The organism is Sphingobacterium kyonggiense (genome assembly GCF_039536825.1).
Classification (GTDB): Bacteria; Bacteroidota; Bacteroidia; order Sphingobacteriales; family Sphingobacteriaceae; genus Sphingobacterium; species Sphingobacterium kyonggiense.
On the sequence record NZ_BAAAZI010000012.1, the window covers coordinates 208,565 to 229,966 of the forward strand.

Genomic DNA, 21,402 nt, shown 5'->3' on the forward strand with positions numbered 1-21,402 from the left:
GAGAGGTATTCGTCCTGTATCATCGCTTTGACTGCTATATTGAACTCTTTAAGGTCCTTATTGGATACATGGTGTTAAGAAAGGGGTCGAATGTGAAGACGCTTATAAATCTACTATGATTCAGTGTTATCTATCTCTCACATTGATTTCCTACTAGTGGAAACAGATTGCAGATGTCCCAAGCGTAAAAATGGAGATTAATTATGGGATAGAGCGATTTAAGTTTAGTTAGGTCATACCTAGTGCAATCCAGGACAGCTATATTATTTTTTGGTTCTAAATAAGAAAAATTCTTTTTTAACACATGCTACTTCTCTGCAGAAAAATTATAATATAGTAATAATCAGTAAATAATACACTTTTGCTCCCTTATAAAATCAATGAATTCCATCGTTAATTCAAAAATATAATTTAATGATTTGACATTAAAGCAAATATAATGGTCGAAAATAGATCAAAATATTTGATTAAAACGACCAATCATCTGTTCTAAATGGAGCAACAGGAAGTCTATTTTCATTGAATAAATTAGGCATGGCGGTATTACTGAACCCGAAGCGAACAGCAATAGGTTTTTTTACTTGGTCTGAAGACACTATTAGTTCATTTCCTTCAATTTTACCTTTAGCAGGATAAAACTTCTGATCTTGACCTGCAATATATAGTTCAGTTATATCACTTCCTTCGACTTTCAATTTACCATTAAGATGATTAAATCGAATTCTAATTTTATTTCCTTCAATCTTATAATCTTTATAGATTGGTGATTGGTAATCATTCTTATTAAATCCATAATCCTTTACTAATGCTATATCCGCCAATCGTAAAGCCACTTCCTTTTTCTTTTGTGGGTGTATATTTTTTATATCATCCACTAAATCCGTGACCACAACCATACCTGATTTATTTAAAGTCAATGCAGTTTTCGATTGTTGTTCCCGAAGTAAAGCAGCATTTGGTATTTCATATTTATATTGGAATGGTGCAATTTGAACGAAATAAAAAGGGAATTCTAGGTTCCAAGACTTTCTCCATGAGTTGACCATTCCATGTATTAACTTATCATACCCTTTATAAGAAATGGTGTTATCTTCACCTTGGTACCATAGAGCCCCTGCAATAGGAAAACCTGCAAAAGGGTATAGCATACTATTCCATAACACTCCTGGTTGATAAGGTTTTCGAGGAGCGACTTTTTGCAATTCAGCTAATTCAGTAAGTTCTTTATCTGCATAAACTACTTCAGCAGGAGTCCAATATTCCGCTGAACTTCCACCCCAACTGGAGTTTATTATCCCAATCGGTATATTTAACTCATTTTGCAATTTTTTGCCAAAAAAATAACCTATTGCTGAAAAACTCGCTGCAGAACTTGAATCACATACTTGCCAAGAATCGAAAACATTTTCTTGTTCTGATTGAGATGCAATATTACTTATTTGCAATAATCTAATTTTATCATTAGCAATTGAAGGTAGGATGTCCTTCATCTGCTTGAGATTTTGTTCTGCTGACCATTGCATATTGGATTGTCCAGAAACTAACCAAACCTCACCAACCAAAACATTCTTAAGCGTAATTTTTTGTTTCTGTGAAAGTATTTCAATATTAAATGGACCGCCAGCATTTGGACTTGGAAGCTCTGCTTTCCAAGTTGCATTCCCTGTTATGGTGGCATGCACACTATCTTTCGACCACGAAGGTACTAAAGTAACTTTCTGACCAGCTTTACCCCAACCCCAAAACTTCACATTTGTATTTCGCTGAATAACCATGTTATCAGAGAAGAAGTTTGGCAATCTTAATGTTTGAGCTTGAATACTGCATGTTGTGATGAACAAACATAACAATGAAAATAACTGCTTTTTCATAACTAGTTTTTTTGATGAATTCTTACACCAATCAAAGTTAGTGCTACAATGAACAATAATACTGCTAACCATTGGAATATTATTGATAGGCTAATCTGCGCATCCTTTAAAGCTCCTCCTAAATATACCATTAAACCACCGACAATGGTACTCAAGAAATTTAGAAAGCCATAGGCTGTTGCTATATAACGTTTATCAACTACCTGTCGAAGTAAAGGCATCAGGTTGGCATCATTAAAACCTCTTGCCAATCCAAAAATCAACATAGCTACGATAGCAAGAATAAATACTTGAGTGGAAGCCATTATAAAAAGGAAGGGAGCTCCAATGGCAAATCCTATAATCATAACATTGACACGACCTTTCGGATTTTTTTGCACCCAACGGTCGGCAATAATTCCACCAACAATAACACCTATAAATGACCCAACTTGCATATAACCAGTAGCTGAAATACCCGCTTCTCCTAGATTTAAATGAAAATGCTCTTTTAAAAAAGTAGGCAACCATCCATTTACAAACCAATTTGCCATACCTAACACAGCAAAATAAATAAGGATAATATAAAATGAGGGTAGTCTAAAAAGTGCAGAAAGAATTTGTTTGATGGAAAAGTCATTATTGGATTCTGTATTATCCATAATTTTCTCTTCTTTTTCAACAGGTTTATCTTTGATAAAGTAGATCAATACTAATGAATATAGAACTCCAAAAAGACCAAAAACATGAAATCCATATCTCCAACCCCAAAATTCAGCAATATATCCTCCTAATCCACCTAATGCTAAACCAGTATATAACCCGCACATATGCAATCCGGTAGCCAATGAACGAGTTTTTTGATTATGGTAATCAGTGATTAAAGCCAATGCAGCAGGAATATAGCAAGCCTCACTTATTCCCATTAGCAGACGAGTAAGGAGCATTTCTGGAAATGATTGTACATAACCTGTCCATAGGGTTACTGAGGACCAAATAATCACCGAAAGAATAATCACTTTTTTTCGCGAATACCGGTCAGCTAAAAATCCTCCGAAAGGACTAACAACACCATATGACCACAAGAACACGGAAGTTAATAATCCAAATTGCGCATCTGTAAGATTAAAATCTGCTACTATTGGATCACGCATCGAGGTTATAAGAATGCGATCAAAATAATTTAGGAAAGCAACGACCCATAGCAGGCCTACTAATAGCCATGCATATCTTTTAGAGTTTAAATCCATTATCTTTCTCTTTTAATATTTCCGATCAAAACCTGAGGTGTTCGAATTCCTGGTCTAATTTCTCCCATAGGAATAACCAATTTCCCATTCCAAATGGTAGAGTTAGTGGTTACAGGGAATTTTAATTCAGAAGAACTATTTCCTTCTGGAATAGGGTTATTAAACCATTCCCTTTTTTCTGTACAGAACTGCAATATTTTGTTTGAAAATCCTGGATGATTCTCTTTTAGGTTAGCATTCGCCAATTCACCATCATCACCACCAAATACAAAAAAACTATTAGTTACGGTGTCATAATAACCGGGTGAGGATGCGGCGGCAACAGATTGAGGTAAATCAGTCACTTTTTCCCATAATTCACCCTTTAAGATATATGCATCAGTTAAATATTCACGTTGACCATTTATTAAAGCTACTCCAGATAAAATGAAAGGTTGTTTCCCATTTTCACTAAGAATAGCAAGCATTCTACCTTTTCCTGGTAAAGCAGCACAATCTTCCCAACCAGCCTCTGGATTTTTCATGTTTAATTTCCAACAGATGCTTGAAGCTTCCTTAGAGCTCGGTGATTCAATTCCTCCGGCAATATACCAGTAGTCCCCAATTAATATGGAGGCACAGTTTGCAATAGGTTTTGGTAAATGATTGATGAGTTTATAAGTCAAATTGTTTATTTCGAAATTCCATGATACTTCATAAACCTCATTTAAATGCTCCAATTCATTACTTCCCCCCGCCATATACATCTTGTTCTCATAGCTTATTGAAGCTCCATAACCCATTGTTTGAGGAAGCGGAGTTCCTTTAATCCAATTTTGTTGCGTCTCATCCTTTAGCATAAAAACTTGATCTGTCCACACTTTTTTACCTCCATCCCATGGAGCTTTTCCATCTGGGAAGTTTGCTCCACCGAGCACAATAAGTTGACCTTCTACAATACCAGAATAAGCTCCTGCAAATCCTATAGCATCAGGAATAGCAGGCAATTGCTTCCACTCCCAAACAACCTTTTTCCCCTGTCCAAATGTGGTTTGACTAATTATCATAAATACGCATATTTTTATCCATGTTTTCATTGCTCATTTTATGATTGCTGTACTGTTAATAAAAATTTAGATTGGTCTAAATCAGCATACAATTTTTGCTTAATTTCATCTGAAAGGTTTCGAAGTGGTAATCTTGAATTGCCCAAGGCTAAACCTTCCTTTTCCATAATGGCTCGCTGAACAGGTATAGGACCATATTTGACAAGTAATCTTATCATTTCTACTGCACGATAGTGTAATTGCTCAGCCTCTTGGATTTTACCTTCTTCGAATAATTGCGCCACTTTATTGTATAACTTTGCTCCGTAGTTATACGTGCTTCCAATGGCTCCTTTTGCACCTACAGCCAGGGCAGGCAGTAGTAATTCATCATACCCAAATAAGATATCATATTTTCCATTTTTATAATGTAAACATGCTTGGTACTCGTGAATGGTTGCGGCGGTATATTTAATTCCCGCAAAATTGGGAATCCTGTCTTCTGCCAATTCCAAGAATTCAATCATATCTATGGCAATTCCTGTAACAGCAGGGATATGGTAATAGAAGAAAGGTGTATTTGGTGCAGCTGCAGCAATATAAGCCATGCAATCCGCTAGATTTGAAACTGAACTTGGCTTAAAATAAAATGCAGATACAGACGATATATAATCAGCACGATGATTTTCAGCATGTTTAGCCAATTTCCGAGCCTCTTCAATACTGCTATGTCCTACATGTACAAAAACTAACATGCGACCTTGGACTACCTCCAAATATTTTTCAGTAATCATCATTCGCTCTTCTGTACTCAAACTAGGCCCTTCCCCATTAGTACCGCATATAAAAATTCCAGCAACTTGTTGCTCCAATAAATAATCGACATATGCAGGAATAATATCTAAATTGATTTCTCCATTCTCCTTAAAAGCAGCAAACGTAGCGGCAATTAATCCTTTTATCTTTTTCATGTATGTAATTTTAGAGTAGATCTTTAATTGAAACTTGTTGAAATACGAGGTCGGCTTGGCTACTTTCATACAATACTCCTACTGTATTTTCATCTACCGAGGTGATGCAAGAATATCCCCTACTTTTGCCTTCATCTAACAACACCTTGGTTTGCCAAGTTTTTCCATTGTCTTTGCTAACTTTTAAGGTAATATTCACACGATCATATTTTGAGTTGGGATTACAAAAAACCAACATGGTTTTCTTTTCTCCATTTTCTATATAATGATGTCTGTGAATGCTAGCCATACAGGTAGGTTCTATTAAGGCATTATGTGAAGTAGGGTGTTCAGTCCAAGTATTACCTAGATCGGAAGTCGTAGCAATTGCACGACCATTATCATCACCCTTCTGGGTTGTATTTAAATTGGATCGCATATTGAGCATAATGCTACCATCTTCTAATTCTACAGCCATACACTCGGTAGTCGATCTATCTAAGGCTGGTTTAGAAGTCTTCCATGTCTTACCTGCATCCTTACTATAAGTTATATTGGAGAATGCCTTACCATTGTTCAATCTTCCTTGAGTAGGAATTACAAGTGTACCATCTTTTAACGTTATCCCATGTCCTGGAGCTGGTGCCCATAACCACCAATCTTCTTGTTTACACATCTCGGTTAAATTGATAGGTTCTGACCATGATTTCCCATTATCTGAACTCTTCACTATTAAGAATTGTGATGTTTCTTTTATGCCGAATCCTGGTTGAGAGCCTTTAGTCTTCCACTGATGGTTCCATATTTCTTTACCGTCCTTGATACCAGGATACCATGTGCCCTTTTCATCTATAACCCCATACATCCATAATCCCGCGATATAAATATCGCCGGTATTTTCATCCAATAAAATATTGGCATCAGAAACACCATTAAATTTTTCGGGTAATCCGCCAAATTCTTTCATATCCATAGCAATCTCCATAGGTAGCCATGTTAATCCTTTATCCAAACTTCTAGAGACGGCAATATCCATATGACCTTGTAAATCTCTACCCGATTCATATCGAGCATCGTAAATAGAAACTAAACTGCCATCCTTTGCAGTGATTATTCCAGGGATACGACTAGTATGCACATTGTCCTGTTTATGGCGGCGTACTGCTACAGCTAATCGATGACTACTGATATCTTGCCCTTTAAAAATCGTCCTTTTTCCATTCAATCGAACGTAGTTTTGCTTTATGTTAAACTCCTCTGTCAGTTGTTCTGCCGGATTAGCTCTAATGCTTAGCCAAAATGTATTTATGCCAGATTTTAAATCAACATTGAATTTTATTGCATTTTGACCTTTTTTAGCTTTTAATTCAACCAAACGCTTATAATTTGTTTTGTTACTAGACTTTAAAAGGCTGGTATCTTTTATGGATTCCCAAATTTCAATTGTTTGAATAGATTTCATTGCTGTGGCATCCAAGTTATACGCTATTTCTAATTTTTGATTGGAAAGGTCTTCATTAGACGAAATTTGAATTTTTCTAAGAACATTAATGTCTTGGTCAGCTAAAACTGGTGTAGTTATAACTTTTGAGCTCAAAGTAATTTGTTGTCCAAACAACACATTAACACTCGTCGTGACTAGTAAGAAACAGCTTAATAGTATCTTTTTCATGAATAAGTTGATTAGGTTTAATAGTACTTTTGTACTACATTAAAAATCGCAAAAAAATATAAGGTATCCATAGATTCCTTATATTTTTTAAAGGTTAAGGTTTTAAATATTCGTAATGAGGTCTTAGGTGCTCTCGCATGGCAAGTACAAACTCTTCCTTTGTACCACTTTTTAGAATTTCCACTAAATCTGCGTGGGTAATGTTTGATCGAATACTTCTATTTTCATTTTTGATGACATAGTCAAATACAGGTAGAAGCATGATTTGAAATCTTTTTAATGTTTCGTTACCGGTCATTTCATATAATTTACCATGGAACGAGATTTCGCTATTTACTCGAAATACGTCTGTTGCAGCAGGTTTTTCTCTTTTTACGATGGCTTCCAATTCTTTGATATCAGCTTCTGTCTTTCGAAGAAACAATAAGTCTGCAAGTCCCGATTCGAGTACTAATCGTAATTCGAATAGGTTTTGCAAAGTGGCATTATCCATCAATTGTGGATTTAAAACCCGTTCAAAAGATCCAAGAATATCAGGGCTAGTTAATGTCATGCCTCTCTTTTTCTTGGATTCAATTAGTCCCAACATTCTAAGTCGACTAAGGCCTTCTCGAAGTACATTTCTACTTACAGCTAATGCTTCTGAAAGTTCCATTTCTGTAGGCAATGTATCTCCCGCTCTTAAACCTTTCTTATCTAAGTATTCCCGAATTTGACTTTCAACTAAATCTACTCGGGTATTTACTTGGATTGGTTTTAGGTCATTCAATAAATCTTTTGTTGCCATAGTCAACTCTTTAAAAAAATAATATGTTCTACAAAATAATATAAAAAGAATCTATTAATCTAACAATTTAAACAAATTGTTAAGTTATAATAAATTGAATTCTTTATGGGTTTTCATTTTAAGGCTTCGAAATCCAATTAACATTTACATACTGAAAGTCAATGGAATGCCTTCTATTTATAGCTGCACCTGCAGTTGGTTGATTTACTTGTTCGACCATCAATGCAAGCTCTTTATCATTGATTCTAGTCATACTGGTATAACCTCCATAACCTAGTGCACACAAGTCATTTGGCTCTATTCCTTTGTACTCTAATTTCTTTGAGGCATACCAAGATTTACCATCATCATTACTTAGCCTTATTGTCATCTGACAACGATTAGGCATTCCATCGCCATCGTTTGTTGCTGGATTTAAGAATGCAATTAGATTAGGTTGGAAAGAAAGTCTCAAAATAGAACCTTGGCACCTGGGATCTATTAATTTGCTATCTGCTATAAAATTGGAAAATCCTCCTTCAATATTTCCTTTTGAGATATATCTAAACTTTCCTCTATTCCATGTTCCAAGCACAGCACGATCATTACGCATAAGCAAACCACTACTTAATTCGACAATGGATCCCTCAAAGGTGTTTTTAGGAATACGTTGATACTTCCAGGTTTCCCCATGATCATCACTGTAAATATTACGTTCACCTGCAGGGATAATTAAGCGACCTTTATTCGGTCCTTGAGCAATTTGTATTCCTGATCCAGGTCCTACCGCATCCCAAATAAAGTCTTTCGGGAGTAGCTCCTCTGTACGATCCACAGGAGTTGTCCAAGTTAAACCATTATCATCAGAGAAAAGACTATAAACTTTTCGATCTCCCCATTTGCTTACAGCCGGATAATCCTTACCGTTAAAACTGCCTCCATTTTGACTGTGAAATTCACTGTTCCATGATACGAATAACCAAACACGGCCTTTCTCTTCATCATTAACAATTGTTGGGTTACCCCAAGTCCCTTCTCCTGTTCCGATAACTACTTTAAGAGCGGACCATGTTTTACCATTATCTGTGGAAATTTTTGATACAATATCGATATCTCCATAATCTAAACTAGTATGTTTTCTACCTTCAACTAAGGCTATTAGATTTCCGTTATTTGAGCGACATAAACTTGGAATTCTATAAGAATGATATCCTTCTTTTCCTTGCTCAAAAAGACGAAGACTTGCATAAATTTTACTTGTATCCTCCTCGCCTTTTAATTCAGTTTCCGGCTTCTCAAAATCCCCCATAGATAGCATCCCTGTACCTTCCGTTTTACAGGAGCTAAGTAATGTTAAACTAATATATGTCAATAACACTGTAAGCATTTTATTTCGTTTCATATCTTTCCTCCTGATTATTTGATATAAGTGACAATACTTTCATATGGTGTACTTACTCCACCATCGGAAGCAATTAATACCTTACCATTATTCAAAACAACAGCATCAATATTTCCTACTGGTACAACATAATTATTATGTGTCAAGTGTTCAACAAGTGGTCCTATCTTATTAAACTCGGCTCCAAAATTCTCGCTGGTATATAAAATTGGTGTGTTGGCAAAAACTGGACTCATACCGTAAGTTCGAGGATCAGAAGCTCTATTTTGTGGTGTGATGCAGAATAATTTACCATCAGAATTGGACACAAAAGCTGCAGGAAAAGTATGTCCAAACTCTCCAGTAACCAAACCATTAGAAAAAGTTGCAGGTTTTGTCCAAGTTACTCCGGCATCAGAACTGTAGGCGACTAGTTTATTTTTCGGTGTAACAGCAGTATGTGAGAGCAGCATCATTAATCGACCATCATTTAATTCAACAATGGATGGACTACGCAAATTAGTTCCAGATAACATACTAACTTTCCATACTTGACCTTGGTCATCCGAATAGGCTACTCCTGCTTGGTTGTTATCGAGTTGAATTGGCATCAATAACCTTCCAGATTGAGATGAGTTTTTCATGGAAATACCATGACCAGAAACATGTTGAACACCGATATTAGTCAGTTTAATTTGAGATGTAATATCTTGTTCTGCAGACCAACTTTTACCATTATCCTTAGAAACTCGTTGGAATATCCTAAGTTGGGTTGGGTCTAGGTTATAGGTCGTACCACTTAATAGATAGCCTATTTTATTGTAATGCAGAATTAAATCTCCATTTTTAGCTTTAACTACCTGCGGATTGGCATAGGTCAAATTGCTGGATTCACCAACAACTATTTGTTTTTCTTTACTCCATGTCAATCCTCCATCAGTTGAGGTTTTAAGAATAATATCAACATCACCTATTGCCCTACTTGTTTGTGCCACCCGCATTACACTATTATCATAGGCGCCTCTTCCTTCAGCAAACATCAATATACTTCCATCATTAGCTGTAACTAAAGAAGGCCTTTGGATGAAATTATAACCTTGTTCTTTTTGAGTGAATGCTTGATTATAAGAATAAGTATCTGAAGCTTCGAAATAAAAATCATGTATGGTTAAAAAGTTTCGCCATGGTCTTATAGCTGCTGGGTAATAATACAACGCTTGATCGGGCAATTGCATCTTAAAACATAATACCCCATTGACCTTGATATAGAATAAATTATCAACAATAACCGTTTCAAATTCTGCTGGGATCCCAGGAGTAATGACTTCATTTACAGTTGGCCAACCTGCTTCAGGGTTAACAGTGAAAGTTCGTTCATATAAATCTAAAAAGAATTGAGGGGCGATATTTGAAAAGCCATCAAAGCCAAATATGAATTCTTTACCATTCTCCCAACTATTACCTAAGACAATACCAGCTGCAGTTCCATTAAAAGTTCCTATGCTTGCTTTAAAATACATGTAGAAACGATGTCCTTTTCCTACTGGCAAAAATGTCTTAGATACAACCCAGTTATTTCTATAGCTATTTTCTCTTCCCCCAACATGATCAGCATTGGTAACAGGATAAGGGTTCCGATGTTGAATCAACCGCATACCATTGGACTCCTTAATCCATGACATGGTATCTCCTGCTGCATAAAAATCCGTAAAACCCTTGAATAGTATTTTATCGTCTATTGCATTGCCATCTTTCATTAACCATACCCCAGCTTGTCTATCTTTGTCAAAAGGAAAAGGCAAACTATCTGGTAAAACCGTTTCTTCTTCATATGGTCCCGGAAATCCCCAATGTTCTTCTTTATAACAACCCATTAATAAAAAAAATATGCATAGGAAAGTAAATTGAATGCTTAATCTGTTCATAATTTAATCTTCTAAAAATTGTTAATTAGATGGCTTACCTGGAATGAACCAATTTTTCTGATCTGATAATTTATTGAAAATATCAGTCCGCATCTCCCCATTATATTTTCGGGAAACCTTATCTGCCAAGATATTTTCACCAGCAATATTAGACCATAACATCAAATCGTACCATCGCTTCCCTTCAAAGGCAAACTCCCTTGCACGTTCATTGAATATGATCTGCATCATCAACGTTTTATTCGTATAATCAATATCAGTTGGGAGATACTTTACTAATCCTCTAGCGGTACGAACCATGTTTAAGAAATTAAATGCTGAGGCATAATCATTGAGCTGCAAATCAGCGATTGCTTTAAGTAACCAAGCATCTGCAGAACGGAAAATCTGCCAACTAGCAATACTACGGTAGGCTGGACGCCTTGAGGATACATTATCTAACCCAATGTATTTCCAGATTACTGTGTCTTGTTCAAAAACCTTAAAGCTAAAGCTAGTTCTGATGTCATTCCCTTCATAGGCAAAAATGCTATTAATCACCTGAGATGCAGGCTTTAAATAATACTTTCCCCCTTCTGAGGCAAGATTAGAAGTAAATTCTTGCAGACGATTAGTTTCAAAGCTATTATCAAAACGATATCCAAGAAGAAACATGCTATGTTGACTAGCAAAACTTCCTGTAAATTGGCTTGGCCATGCACCAGCTGTACCTAAAGAATGTTGATTATTCGTGATTGGTGAGTTACAAAATGCAGAGGCCGTTCTATATTCACCCAACCATAAAGCTAGTTCAGCGGCAAATGTAGCTGCAGTAGGTTGAGAGATCCGACCATATCTTTCCTCAGACGGTAAAGACTCTTTATTCCACTCAAAATTTAATGGCAGCATTCCTAATGCTTTCAAAACATCATTATAAATCATAAGCCAGATTTCTCGCTTATCTTCGGGAAAATTCTGAAGGCCTGGCAAATCCGTAATTTTCAAGTTACTACTACCACTTTTCACTTGTATACCACGCTCATCCAAATAGCTAATATCCTCCCCTTTTTGAGATCGAATAATAGGAAATTGATCAAATGTTCTCACTAAATAGTAATAACATAAAGACCTGAGCAATAAAGCTTCTGCATAATAAGCATTCGCCGCCTTATCCAATAATTTATCATCATATGTTGCCACGTTATAAACAAAATCCAATTGCCTGTTACAACGAGCGATAGTCTCATACAAGCCATTATAATCTGCAAATGGGTTTTCTGCACTAACATTGTTCAAGACAAATTCATTAATATAGGGTTGAGGTTCCGCCTGACCTGAAGTAACCATATCCGCACGAGCATCACCCCATAACAAATACTTATGAACATCTTTACTCATCGCAGCATACATCCCCAATGCAGCAGCGTTTAAATCCTCTTGGCTCTTATAAAAATCTTCTTCGATAATGCTGTTATAAGGCTCAATTTCGAAGAACTTAGAACAAGAAACTAAAACACTTGATCCAACTAGTGTTATCATGAAATATATTGCTAATCTTAATTTCATAGTGTTGTCGTTTTATTTTTAGAATGATGCTTTAAGACCTATCAAGAATGTTCTCCCCATAGGTGAAGCTCCAAAATCAATTTGTCGAAACATAGGATTGTTTAACCCATTAATCTCTGGGTCAAAGCCTGAATATTTCGTTATTGTAAGCAAATTTTCTACGGTTCCATACAATTTTAACCCCTTCAAATAAGTATTGGATTCTGCGATCTTGAAGTTATAGTCTAAGGTGATATATTTTAATTTGATAAAACTTCCATCTTCTACCCAAAGGGAGGATTGAGTTGAATTTGATGAGGGATCATTTAATACCGCCCTACTTAATCCATTTCCTGGCTTTTCTTCAGAAAGCCATCGATTCATTACCGCAGGATCTTGGTTTGCATATGTATCCATAGCGTGCATCTGCTGTTTGAATGCATTATATATTTCTGAACCATAGGAATAATTAAACAAAGCACTTAAACCCCATTCTTCATGTTGCAAAGAAGTAGATAGATACCCAAACATTTTTGGTAAAGGGGATCCAATTACTTGTTTATCCAAATTGCTAATTTTACCATCCTTATTTATATCTTCCATGATATAATCCCCAGGTTTATAATCTGTACCATCTGATCTTTTTAGATTGATAGAAGCAGCGTTATCAAATACACCTAGTACCTTATACCCATAAAATGAGCCTATTTCCTCTCCTTCTTTAGCAATACCTGAATAAGCTCCCATAGTCTGTACTATACTTCCGTTTGGTAAGGAAAGCACCTTATTATCAAGCGTATTGACTGCAATAGATAAACCCCACTTGAAATTATCCTTCCTTATTATATCAGTATTCAATTCTATTTCAATGCCCTTGTTTTCTAATGACCCTGCATTTTCAAATAATAAACCTCTGTTTTGTTCATTATTATTAGAAATATTCTGCGTAATTAATCCATTGGTTCTTTTTAAGTAATAACCTGCAGATAATCTCAACTTGTTTTCAAAAAGCGCCAGGTAAGCTTTTACATGATAATTATCAACTAATTCTGGTTTTAAATCAGGGTTAGCTATATTTCCTAAATATGTTCCCCCATATCCAAAATAAATGACTGGGTAATATTGTCCGTAATGATAAAAGCCTCTAAGCTCATGGTTACCTGTTCGATTATAACCAAGTTCCAAATCAAGTTGCCTATGATTATTATCGCCTAAAACATGAAATTTTGTTAAAATTCCTGGATATAACTTCCAACGTGATTTAGAGGAAAAATTAGAAGATCCTTGCATGTTTAGATATCCAATAACATAAATCCAATCTTTCCAGTTTAAATCTGCTTTTCCAACTAAAGTCATTAAGTTCGACCTGAACTTATTGTTAGAAGCACTATCGACTACTCCTTGGCTAAGCGTTTCAAAATCATCTGTTCCAGCATTTACTTTGCGGCCAAAGATTGATCGCTCTTCGAAGGTTTCAACTGCAGTACTTAATTGTAGGTTATAATTTAGATCAGGGTTTAACTCTCCCCATTTGCTAATTCCGGCTTGCCAATTGAGCAAAAATTCACTCGAACTTCGTTTACTATTCTGTCTTATCATATAAGTATCAGGAACAATTCCTAATGCCGGTCTATATTGTTTCTCTGAAAGATTAAAATAGGATACGGATAGATCAGAGAATAATTTCCAAGTATCTGAAATCGCCCAATTTACACCCATAACTCCATCAATTCGGTTAAATTGATTTTTGTTCTGCAGGTTATTTACTAGGGCTAATGGATTACTGAAGCCTAAAGTATCAACTGCCGCAAGTGATTTTCCAACTTCACCTGAACTGGTAAAAAAGTTAGTTCCTAAGAATGGTGCTTTAGCACTAGCTATATATAGTGGATGGATATCATAATTGAATCCTTGCTCATGATATTTTGCACTAGTATTGGTGTAAGAAAGGTTATTATAAATACTAACTTTTGGTGTTATAGTATAATCTAAATTAAACCTGATTCCAACACGATCAAAATTATTGTTTTTAATGGTACCATTTTTATCCGTATATCCTACAGAAAATAAGTAATTGGCATCTCCGTCCCCTCCTTTGAGTTTAACGTGATAGTCTTGATAAATTCCTTGTTGACGGATCAGATCCAACCAATCGGTTTGTTGATTATACATAGGATTAGTATTGGAAAATATAGGATGATTATTTAATTCATCAACGCCCATTCCTTCCTCTTCAAACCTACTCCATAAATAAGTTTTCATCCCTTGTGCATCTAACCGTGGCACAGAATAGTTGGCTGGGGTAATTCCTCCTCGCACCTGAACATCGACTTTTGTACCACCAAACTCGCCACGTTCTGTCTTAATATTTAATCCACCTGCCGAGCCCTTACCACCAATGATAGGCAAGTCTAACCCATTTGAAATAACTTCTATGGATGCAATATCATTCGGATTCAAAAATCCTAGACGATCATGTTCAAAATTTGAAAGAAAAGCAGGATAACTACTGGAAAAACGCATTGGAATTCCATCAATATAAATAATGGGTGAACTGTTGAGATTAATACTTGATACACCCTGTATCATTAGAAATGCGCTTGCTCCAATATTTCCATGGTCCATGATTGAAACCTTACCCAATCCATATAGTTTCCCTGCAATGGAAACCGATGATGAGGGATAATTAGTCAACCTTAAGCTATCCTGTTTTAAGTCCGTACGTAAAGTGTCTTGTGCATAAACAGCATTCATAGCCTGAACACTAATCAAGAAACCAAAACAGCAATATTTTATAAGCTTCATATTCATCTTAATTCAGGTTTATTTAATCGGAATTAATTCAAGGATATCAACTAAAAGATCACAACAATATCCAGGAGATTTATTGGATCCAAAATCAAGAAATACAAAATTGATCTTCACATCTGAACGTTCTTTGACTTCTATATCACCGCAATAGTTGTAAGCGAAATAGGTATATTCCTCAAAATCACCGTCTTTCTTCGAGAAGTCAATAAATTCCTTAATAATTTGGTTATTATAAATGGTCATATACTTACCTCTTGTAGCAGCAAGTCTTTGCATGACACGGATTCTGTATTTCCCTGCAGGAACATCAGGAACTGTAGTCCAAAAGTAATCCCCAGCTTGAGTAGCATCAAATTGAACAATCATTAGTTTTTTGTCCTGATGATAGCTTTGTGTTCCATTGTTTAACTTTATTGATGCTGGCGCTTGTGTAAAAACATTTTGAGCACCATAGCTACTTCCTGGTGGATATAGATTAAGACGTATCTTGGCAGGCTGAGAAGGAGTTATTTGTAATAAAGTGTCTAAAGAATGATAAATTCCATTCTTTCCAACTTTGTCAATACCATATTCTGCAGTCTGATTAAACTTAAACTTTCCATTGACAAAGTATTGTCCGTATGTGTTTAAGGAAAAGGACAACGATTCCTTATTATCTAAAGGATAAAACCGTTGAGCAGTGAGCAGATTCATATAATACCCTGAATCTGGAATGATATGATAAGATGCCCACTCTTTTAAGTCAGCAATGGATGACTTATCAAATTTCGATTTTTCTAATGCTTGATCACTTTCAATTAAAACGGTCGCTATACTATCCTTTAAATATTTGGTCAATCCTGTCTCCTCAAAAATGGAAAGCATGGTCGTATATTTCCCATTTTCCTTTAACATATCAAATAGGCTAGCAGTAGGTGGAACCAATACTGCATCTAACACATTTACATAGCCATTATTTAGATTTACATTGTTTTGGATGATAGTGGAAATATTATTAAGACGTATGGCCTCATAGCTACCACTTATATCGGCAATTATATATTTTCCATCGTATGAAGATACTGCAGGCAATGGTCCATGTACAAATTCATTGGTGTTAATCTTCCGATCCAACAAATGATACTTGAAATAATTTAGCCAAAAAGCAACTGGAGCATCTTCTATTTTCTTGATTGGTTTACCATCAAAAACTAAATGTTCAAATAGTTTTTGGAAAGCACTATTATTAGGAACAAACAGTGTATAAGTTCCGGCAGTTTTTAGCAGACTTCGTTGACCCACATATTCAACTAAAGATTTAAAAGTACTTAATTCTGCTTCCCCTTCTAAATAATCCATTATTTGAATCTCATCTGTGCTATCATATCGAGCATCAGAAAAATTCTCTTTACATGAATACATGCTTAGACCCACGAAGAGAAATAGTAGGATTAAAAAATTGCCTTTTATGAGCTTTTTCATATCTCTAAATTTTGCAGGTTATTTATTTTTATAATATTCTTTTTGAACTAAAGCGGGATTATTTTCCAACTCCGTTTCATGATAAGGTAAAAACCAACTCTCAGAATTTAATAATCTGGCTCGAACGACTTGATAGGATAACTTGAGTGGATTATTTTCTGCTGACTTTTCTAAGAGAACATTCACAAATTCTGGTCTTCTACTTATTCTTATAGCAGCAAACCATTCTTTCCCTTCAAACCCTAATTCCATCTCTCTTTCCATCAATAAATAACGCATAAAGTCAAAGCCAGTTCCCATAGCCCCAGAAGGTATAGCTGGCAAATCACAATGTTCTCGGATTATATTAATTCGTTCTTCGGCTTCAGCATATCGATTGAGCATAGCTAAGGCCTCTGCCTCCATAAATAAAATCTCTCTATAGCGATAAAATATAAAATTGGCATTACGTCCTCCTGCTGGTCTATAGCTTTCTACATAAGGAGTCTGTCCAACAAATTTGTACACTTCAAATCCACTTCCTCCCGCATAGGAAACTGGGGTTCGTTTATAAGAAGAAAGATTCTTTAGACGAATAGTATCTGCACTCCAATTGATTTGATCAACTGGAGGATATAATTCAAGACCATAAAGTTCAATGTTTGTAGAATTAGCCAGATATTTATCCGCTGAACCTACAGCCTGAAAATGTGCAAACCATCCATAAATTGGAGATGAAAATCCTGTCTGTACGTATTGGTATTCAAAAATACTTTCAGCACTGTTTCCTGGATTAAAAATGCTGTACCAATCTGCAGGTTCAACTAATTTATCCTTATAGCTATTTAATTGAGAAGTTATATTTAAAGCTTCTTGATATTGATTCCGCCATAGTTTGACATCTGCCCAAATCGCTCTTACAGCATTTTTTGTAATTCTTCCAAAGCGATCATTGACTTGCGTGAAATCCTCCGCCACATCCTTCAATGCTTTATCTAAATCTTCTTCAATAAAATCCAAAACCTCAGTCTCAGGCTTAGCAGCAGTATTGAATTTCTGAGCATCCGATTCGTATGGTTCCAAAATAATTGGCACATCTTTAAATGCACGCACTAAGTAAAAATAATTCAAGGCCCGTAGGGCATAAGCCTCACCCATCATCATTTGTAATTCACTTTCTTTAAAAGTGGGATCATTCTGTAATGCTGATGGAGCGTTTTTAATAAATGAGTTTATCCATGTTATTCCAGTATAAACAGTGGACCATCTGGTTAATCCATTCGTAGAATAGATGTCGTGTGCCATGAATTGCCTATAATCTCCTGTAAATGATTCACCCGATCCTGGTGCATATAGACTTGATCGACTATCTCCCCAAACTAGAAAGTTATTTAGATTATTATGTAATGCGGAATACATACCGTTTCTTGAGGCAAGTACTTGTTCTCTATTTTGCCAGTATTCATTGTGAACCAAATTATCAGGGACCTCTACTTCCAAAAACTTATCACAACTGCTAAACAAGAACAGCGTAAGAATGATACTATATAATGACCTTTTCATTTTATTTTCAGCTAGAGTTTATAAATTAAATCGGAAACCAAAAGTGTACTGTTTTGGGGGTGCTGTATAGCTATTATCTATCCCAAATAAATAGACTGATCCTGTAATTGGCACCTCAGGATCAACCCCTAGGTAATTGGTCCAGGTTAATAGATTATACCCTGTAACAAAGAAGCTTAATTGTTTAAAACCCCATCGTTTTAACAAATTATTAGCATCATAAGTAAAGGATAGCGATTTCAAGCGGACGTAGGAGCCGTCTTCAACCCATCTTGTAGAAGCGGCCCTATTCCAATCGCTACTAGGTGCTGCTTTTGGCATATCGGTCTCATCACCTTGCCTTCTCCAACGAGATAAGATAGATTGTGATTGGTTTTTAGAGTCCGACATCTCCTCCATAATAATACGCGAACCATTGATGATATCATTCCCAAATTGATATTGAAGGTTTAGGCTGAGGGAATATTGTTTGTAGGTTAAGGTATTATTCCACCCACCAAAAAAACTCGGGTTGGCATTACCAATTTGTACTCGGTCTAATAAGTTGATTACCCCATCTCCATTAATATCATCATATCGCATATCTCCACCTTCAAATTGATGCCCCGTTACGGATCCATACCGCATAATCTTTGGTGTAATACCGTCTGCTTCATAAATTAATTCTCCTCGATCATCACGTAAGAATGCATCCTCATCCCTTGCGTAAACTCCTGTGGCTCGATAACCATAGAATGCACCTACAACATCACCTTCTTGCAGTTTGGATGCAAATCCATTCCGACTTGTAGAGAAAGATGCTGCATCAAAGTTTTCCGGTAATTTGACAAGTTTATTTCTATTAAAGGAGATATTGAAAAAACTCTTTAATCTTGGACGATCTTGATCTCCTTTTAATATATCTGCAGTAATCCCTAGTTCAATTCCACTGTTTTCCACAGTACCAAAGTTTACATATTGATTCGCATAACCTAAAGTACTAGACAATGATTCTTTTAACAATAAATCATTAGTTCTACGACGATAAACATCGAATTGTCCTGTAACACGATCACCAAATAGTCCCCAATCCAAACCTAGGTTATACTCCGTAGTTCGCTCTTCCTTAATATTTTCATAAGCAAATTTTTCTGGATAAATGTAGGTCTCTCCTAAATACCCAACCCTAGTAGCATAAGCAATATCATAGATGTTGTTAATTTTTGGAAGATTACCTGTTATACCAAATGCAAATCTTGGCTTCAAGCTAGATATCCATTTTTGATCCGCTATAAACTTCTCCTTAGTCATGTCCCAGGCTGCCCCAATTGCAGGAAAAATACTATATGGATTTTTATCGCCATATCGGGAGTCGCCTTCAGTCTTTCCTGTTGCAGTCAAGAAATAACGATCATTTAGTGCATAATGAGCTTGTAGGAATATCCCTAAATAGCGTTGATCTGATAAAGAACCAGTAGTGCCTGTAATACGAGCAGAAGCATCTGCTGAACGTAATTCCGGAGATGCCCCGTTAAAATACCTGATCTCCATATTATTTGCCTTATCTACTGTAAGGTTAGCAACTCCAGTAATTGTTAATCGATGTTTTTCTTGTTGAACAGCATTCCAAATTAGACGGTTACTGTTATTAACCAACAATTGGTAACCATCCGACTGCATTCCGGCGTTGTAAAAGCTTTCTCCAGGTATGGCTTGTGTGGCATAACTGGGCAAAAAATAATCATCACCAGATTGTCTAAAATCCGTTGAAACTTGAGTCCTGAATTCTAAAGATTTTAATATCTTATAATTCACAGAGGTACTTGCCATAAGACGATTGGCCTTCGACAAGAATTGTGAATAATCAATCAAGGCTAACGGATTAAATCTTGAGAAGAAGGAAACCGTATTTCGATCTAAAAAATAGTTTAATCCATTCTGAGAATAAATAGGATAATATGCAGGAATTTGCCTTGCAATTCGAAGTGGATTCATTTCATTATCTGAGTTGATATTATAAGGATGTTTCGTTCCTCTTTTATCCGTTAAGGAATTAGTATAGGTTAAATCAGCAGATACCGATAATTTATCAGACACTCGATAATTTAAATTAAAGCGGGTATTGAATCGATCATAACCAGTACCTTTAGTGGTCCCATATTGGTTGGTGTATCCCAATCCCCAATAATAATTGATACGATCTCCACCTCCACTTAATGAAGTATTATATTGCTGATAGGTACCAGTTCTACTGATAGCCTTTAGCCAATCCGTATTGTTATTGAATTTCCATGCATCTGCTCGCGTCATATCTCCTCGCAATTCTGGTAATGCAGATCCATCATCATTTCCTCCTGTCCATCGTTCAATTGAATAAATTCTATGCTCATCACCACTTAACATAGGAATACTTCTAGGAACTTCTGAAACCGTAATTCTACTATTAAAATTAAATACAGGCTTCCCTCTTTTACCTCGTTTCGTACGGATTACAATAACGCCATTCGCTCCTTTCGATCCATATAATGCAGTTGCTGATGCATCCTTTAAAATGTCTATTGAGGCTATATCTGATGGATCTAAGTCACCAATAGGACTAAAACCAAAATCCGAAATACTCTGAACAGAATAGTTATTCCCAATGACCTCAGCTCCATCAATAATCCATAGAGGATCATTGATGCCGGAAATACTGGAAATACCTCGAATACGAATAGATGCTGCAGCTCCTGGATCTCCACTGTTAGCCACCACTTGAAGTCCTGGTGCCATTCCTTGTAAAAATTGATCGACAGATACGACAGGTAAATTCTCAATCCCTTTCATATCCACTGAAGCTATGGCACTTGATAACTCTCTTTTATTGATATTTACAAATCCCAAATCGGCCTCACGTTTTCCTTGCCCAACAATTTCTACCGCTTCAATTTGGGTATTATCAACTTCCATGATTACCCGCATGCCATTTCGAGCACTACTAATTAAAAATTCTTTCTTTTTATAGCCAACCATGGAAAACACAATCTTTTTAGCATTATTTGGATAACTGACGTGAAAACTTCCATCAGCTTCACTCTTAAAAGCTGTCAAGATCAAGTCTGAATTACTCACAACCAGAATTGAAACATTCTCAAAAGGCTTACCTTCTGCTTGATCAAATACCCTTCCTGAGATTGTATTTGTTTGAGCGGAAATAGAAAAACTTACAAGGTTAAGTATGAGGGTTAATATTCCCAATAAACTCCAATTTTTGTACATGATTCTAA

General features: G+C 35.9%; 13 protein-coding genes. All 13 read right to left on the bottom strand.

Features of this window, described 5'->3' with window-relative positions; genetic code table 11:
• Positions 1-467: 467 nt before the first annotated feature.
• The gene (locus tag ABD676_RS15650) at positions 468-1,871 is read right to left on the bottom strand and encodes a sialate O-acetylesterase (RefSeq protein WP_344675672.1); all 1,404 of its coding nucleotides are present in this window, start codon (positions 1,869-1,871) and stop codon (positions 468-470) included.
• 2 nt (positions 1,872-1,873) lie between these two features.
• Positions 1,874-3,100, bottom strand: a complete 1,227-nt coding sequence (locus ABD676_RS15655) for an MFS transporter (RefSeq protein WP_344675673.1) — start codon at positions 3,098-3,100, stop codon at positions 1,874-1,876.
• Complete coding sequence (locus ABD676_RS15660) at positions 3,100-4,146, bottom strand: galactose oxidase (protein WP_344675674.1); 1,047 nt, start codon at positions 4,144-4,146, stop codon at positions 3,100-3,102. Before ABD676_RS15660 ends, ABD676_RS15655 begins: the two co-directional genes overlap by 1 nt.
• A 38-nt stretch (positions 4,147-4,184) precedes the next feature.
• Positions 4,185-5,096, bottom strand: a complete 912-nt coding sequence (locus tag ABD676_RS15665) for a dihydrodipicolinate synthase family protein (protein ID WP_344675675.1) — start codon at positions 5,094-5,096, stop codon at positions 4,185-4,187.
• A 10-nt stretch (positions 5,097-5,106) separates the two neighbouring features.
• The gene (locus tag ABD676_RS15670; RefSeq protein WP_344675676.1) at positions 5,107-6,747 is read right to left on the bottom strand and encodes an exo-alpha-sialidase; all 1,641 of its coding nucleotides are present in this window, start codon (positions 6,745-6,747) and stop codon (positions 5,107-5,109) included.
• A 94-nt stretch (positions 6,748-6,841) separates the two neighbouring features.
• Positions 6,842-7,534, bottom strand: coding sequence for a FadR/GntR family transcriptional regulator (locus tag ABD676_RS15675; protein WP_344675678.1), 693 nt, complete (start codon positions 7,532-7,534; stop codon positions 6,842-6,844).
• Positions 7,535-7,652: 118 nt separating this feature from the next.
• Positions 7,653-8,915, bottom strand: a complete 1,263-nt coding sequence (locus ABD676_RS15680; RefSeq protein WP_344675679.1) for a sialidase family protein — start codon at positions 8,913-8,915, stop codon at positions 7,653-7,655.
• Between the two features lie 14 nt (positions 8,916-8,929).
• A complete protein-coding gene (locus ABD676_RS15685; protein WP_344675680.1) occupies positions 8,930-10,819 on the bottom strand; it encodes an exo-alpha-sialidase in 1,890 nt (629 codons plus the stop codon).
• A 21-nt stretch (positions 10,820-10,840) separates the two neighbouring features.
• Positions 10,841-12,364 carry a RagB/SusD family nutrient uptake outer membrane protein gene (locus ABD676_RS15690; RefSeq protein WP_344675681.1) on the bottom strand — a complete coding sequence of 508 codons (1,524 nt, stop codon included), beginning with the start codon at positions 12,362-12,364 and terminating at the stop codon, positions 10,841-10,843.
• Positions 12,365-12,382: 18 nt separating this feature from the next.
• Positions 12,383-15,148, bottom strand: coding sequence for a SusC/RagA family TonB-linked outer membrane protein (locus ABD676_RS15695; RefSeq protein ID WP_344675682.1), 2,766 nt, complete (start codon positions 15,146-15,148; stop codon positions 12,383-12,385).
• An 18-nt stretch (positions 15,149-15,166) separates the two neighbouring features.
• Positions 15,167-16,615, bottom strand: coding sequence for a fasciclin domain-containing protein (locus ABD676_RS15700; protein WP_344675683.1), 1,449 nt, complete (start codon positions 16,613-16,615; stop codon positions 15,167-15,169).
• An 18-nt stretch (positions 16,616-16,633) separates the two neighbouring features.
• Complete coding sequence (locus tag ABD676_RS15705) at positions 16,634-18,157, bottom strand: RagB/SusD family nutrient uptake outer membrane protein (protein WP_344675684.1); 1,524 nt, start codon at positions 18,155-18,157, stop codon at positions 16,634-16,636.
• Positions 18,158-18,175: 18 nt separating this feature from the next.
• Positions 18,176-21,394, bottom strand: coding sequence for a SusC/RagA family TonB-linked outer membrane protein (locus ABD676_RS15710; protein WP_344675685.1), 3,219 nt, complete (start codon positions 21,392-21,394; stop codon positions 18,176-18,178).
• Positions 21,395-21,402: the final 8 nt, after the last annotated feature.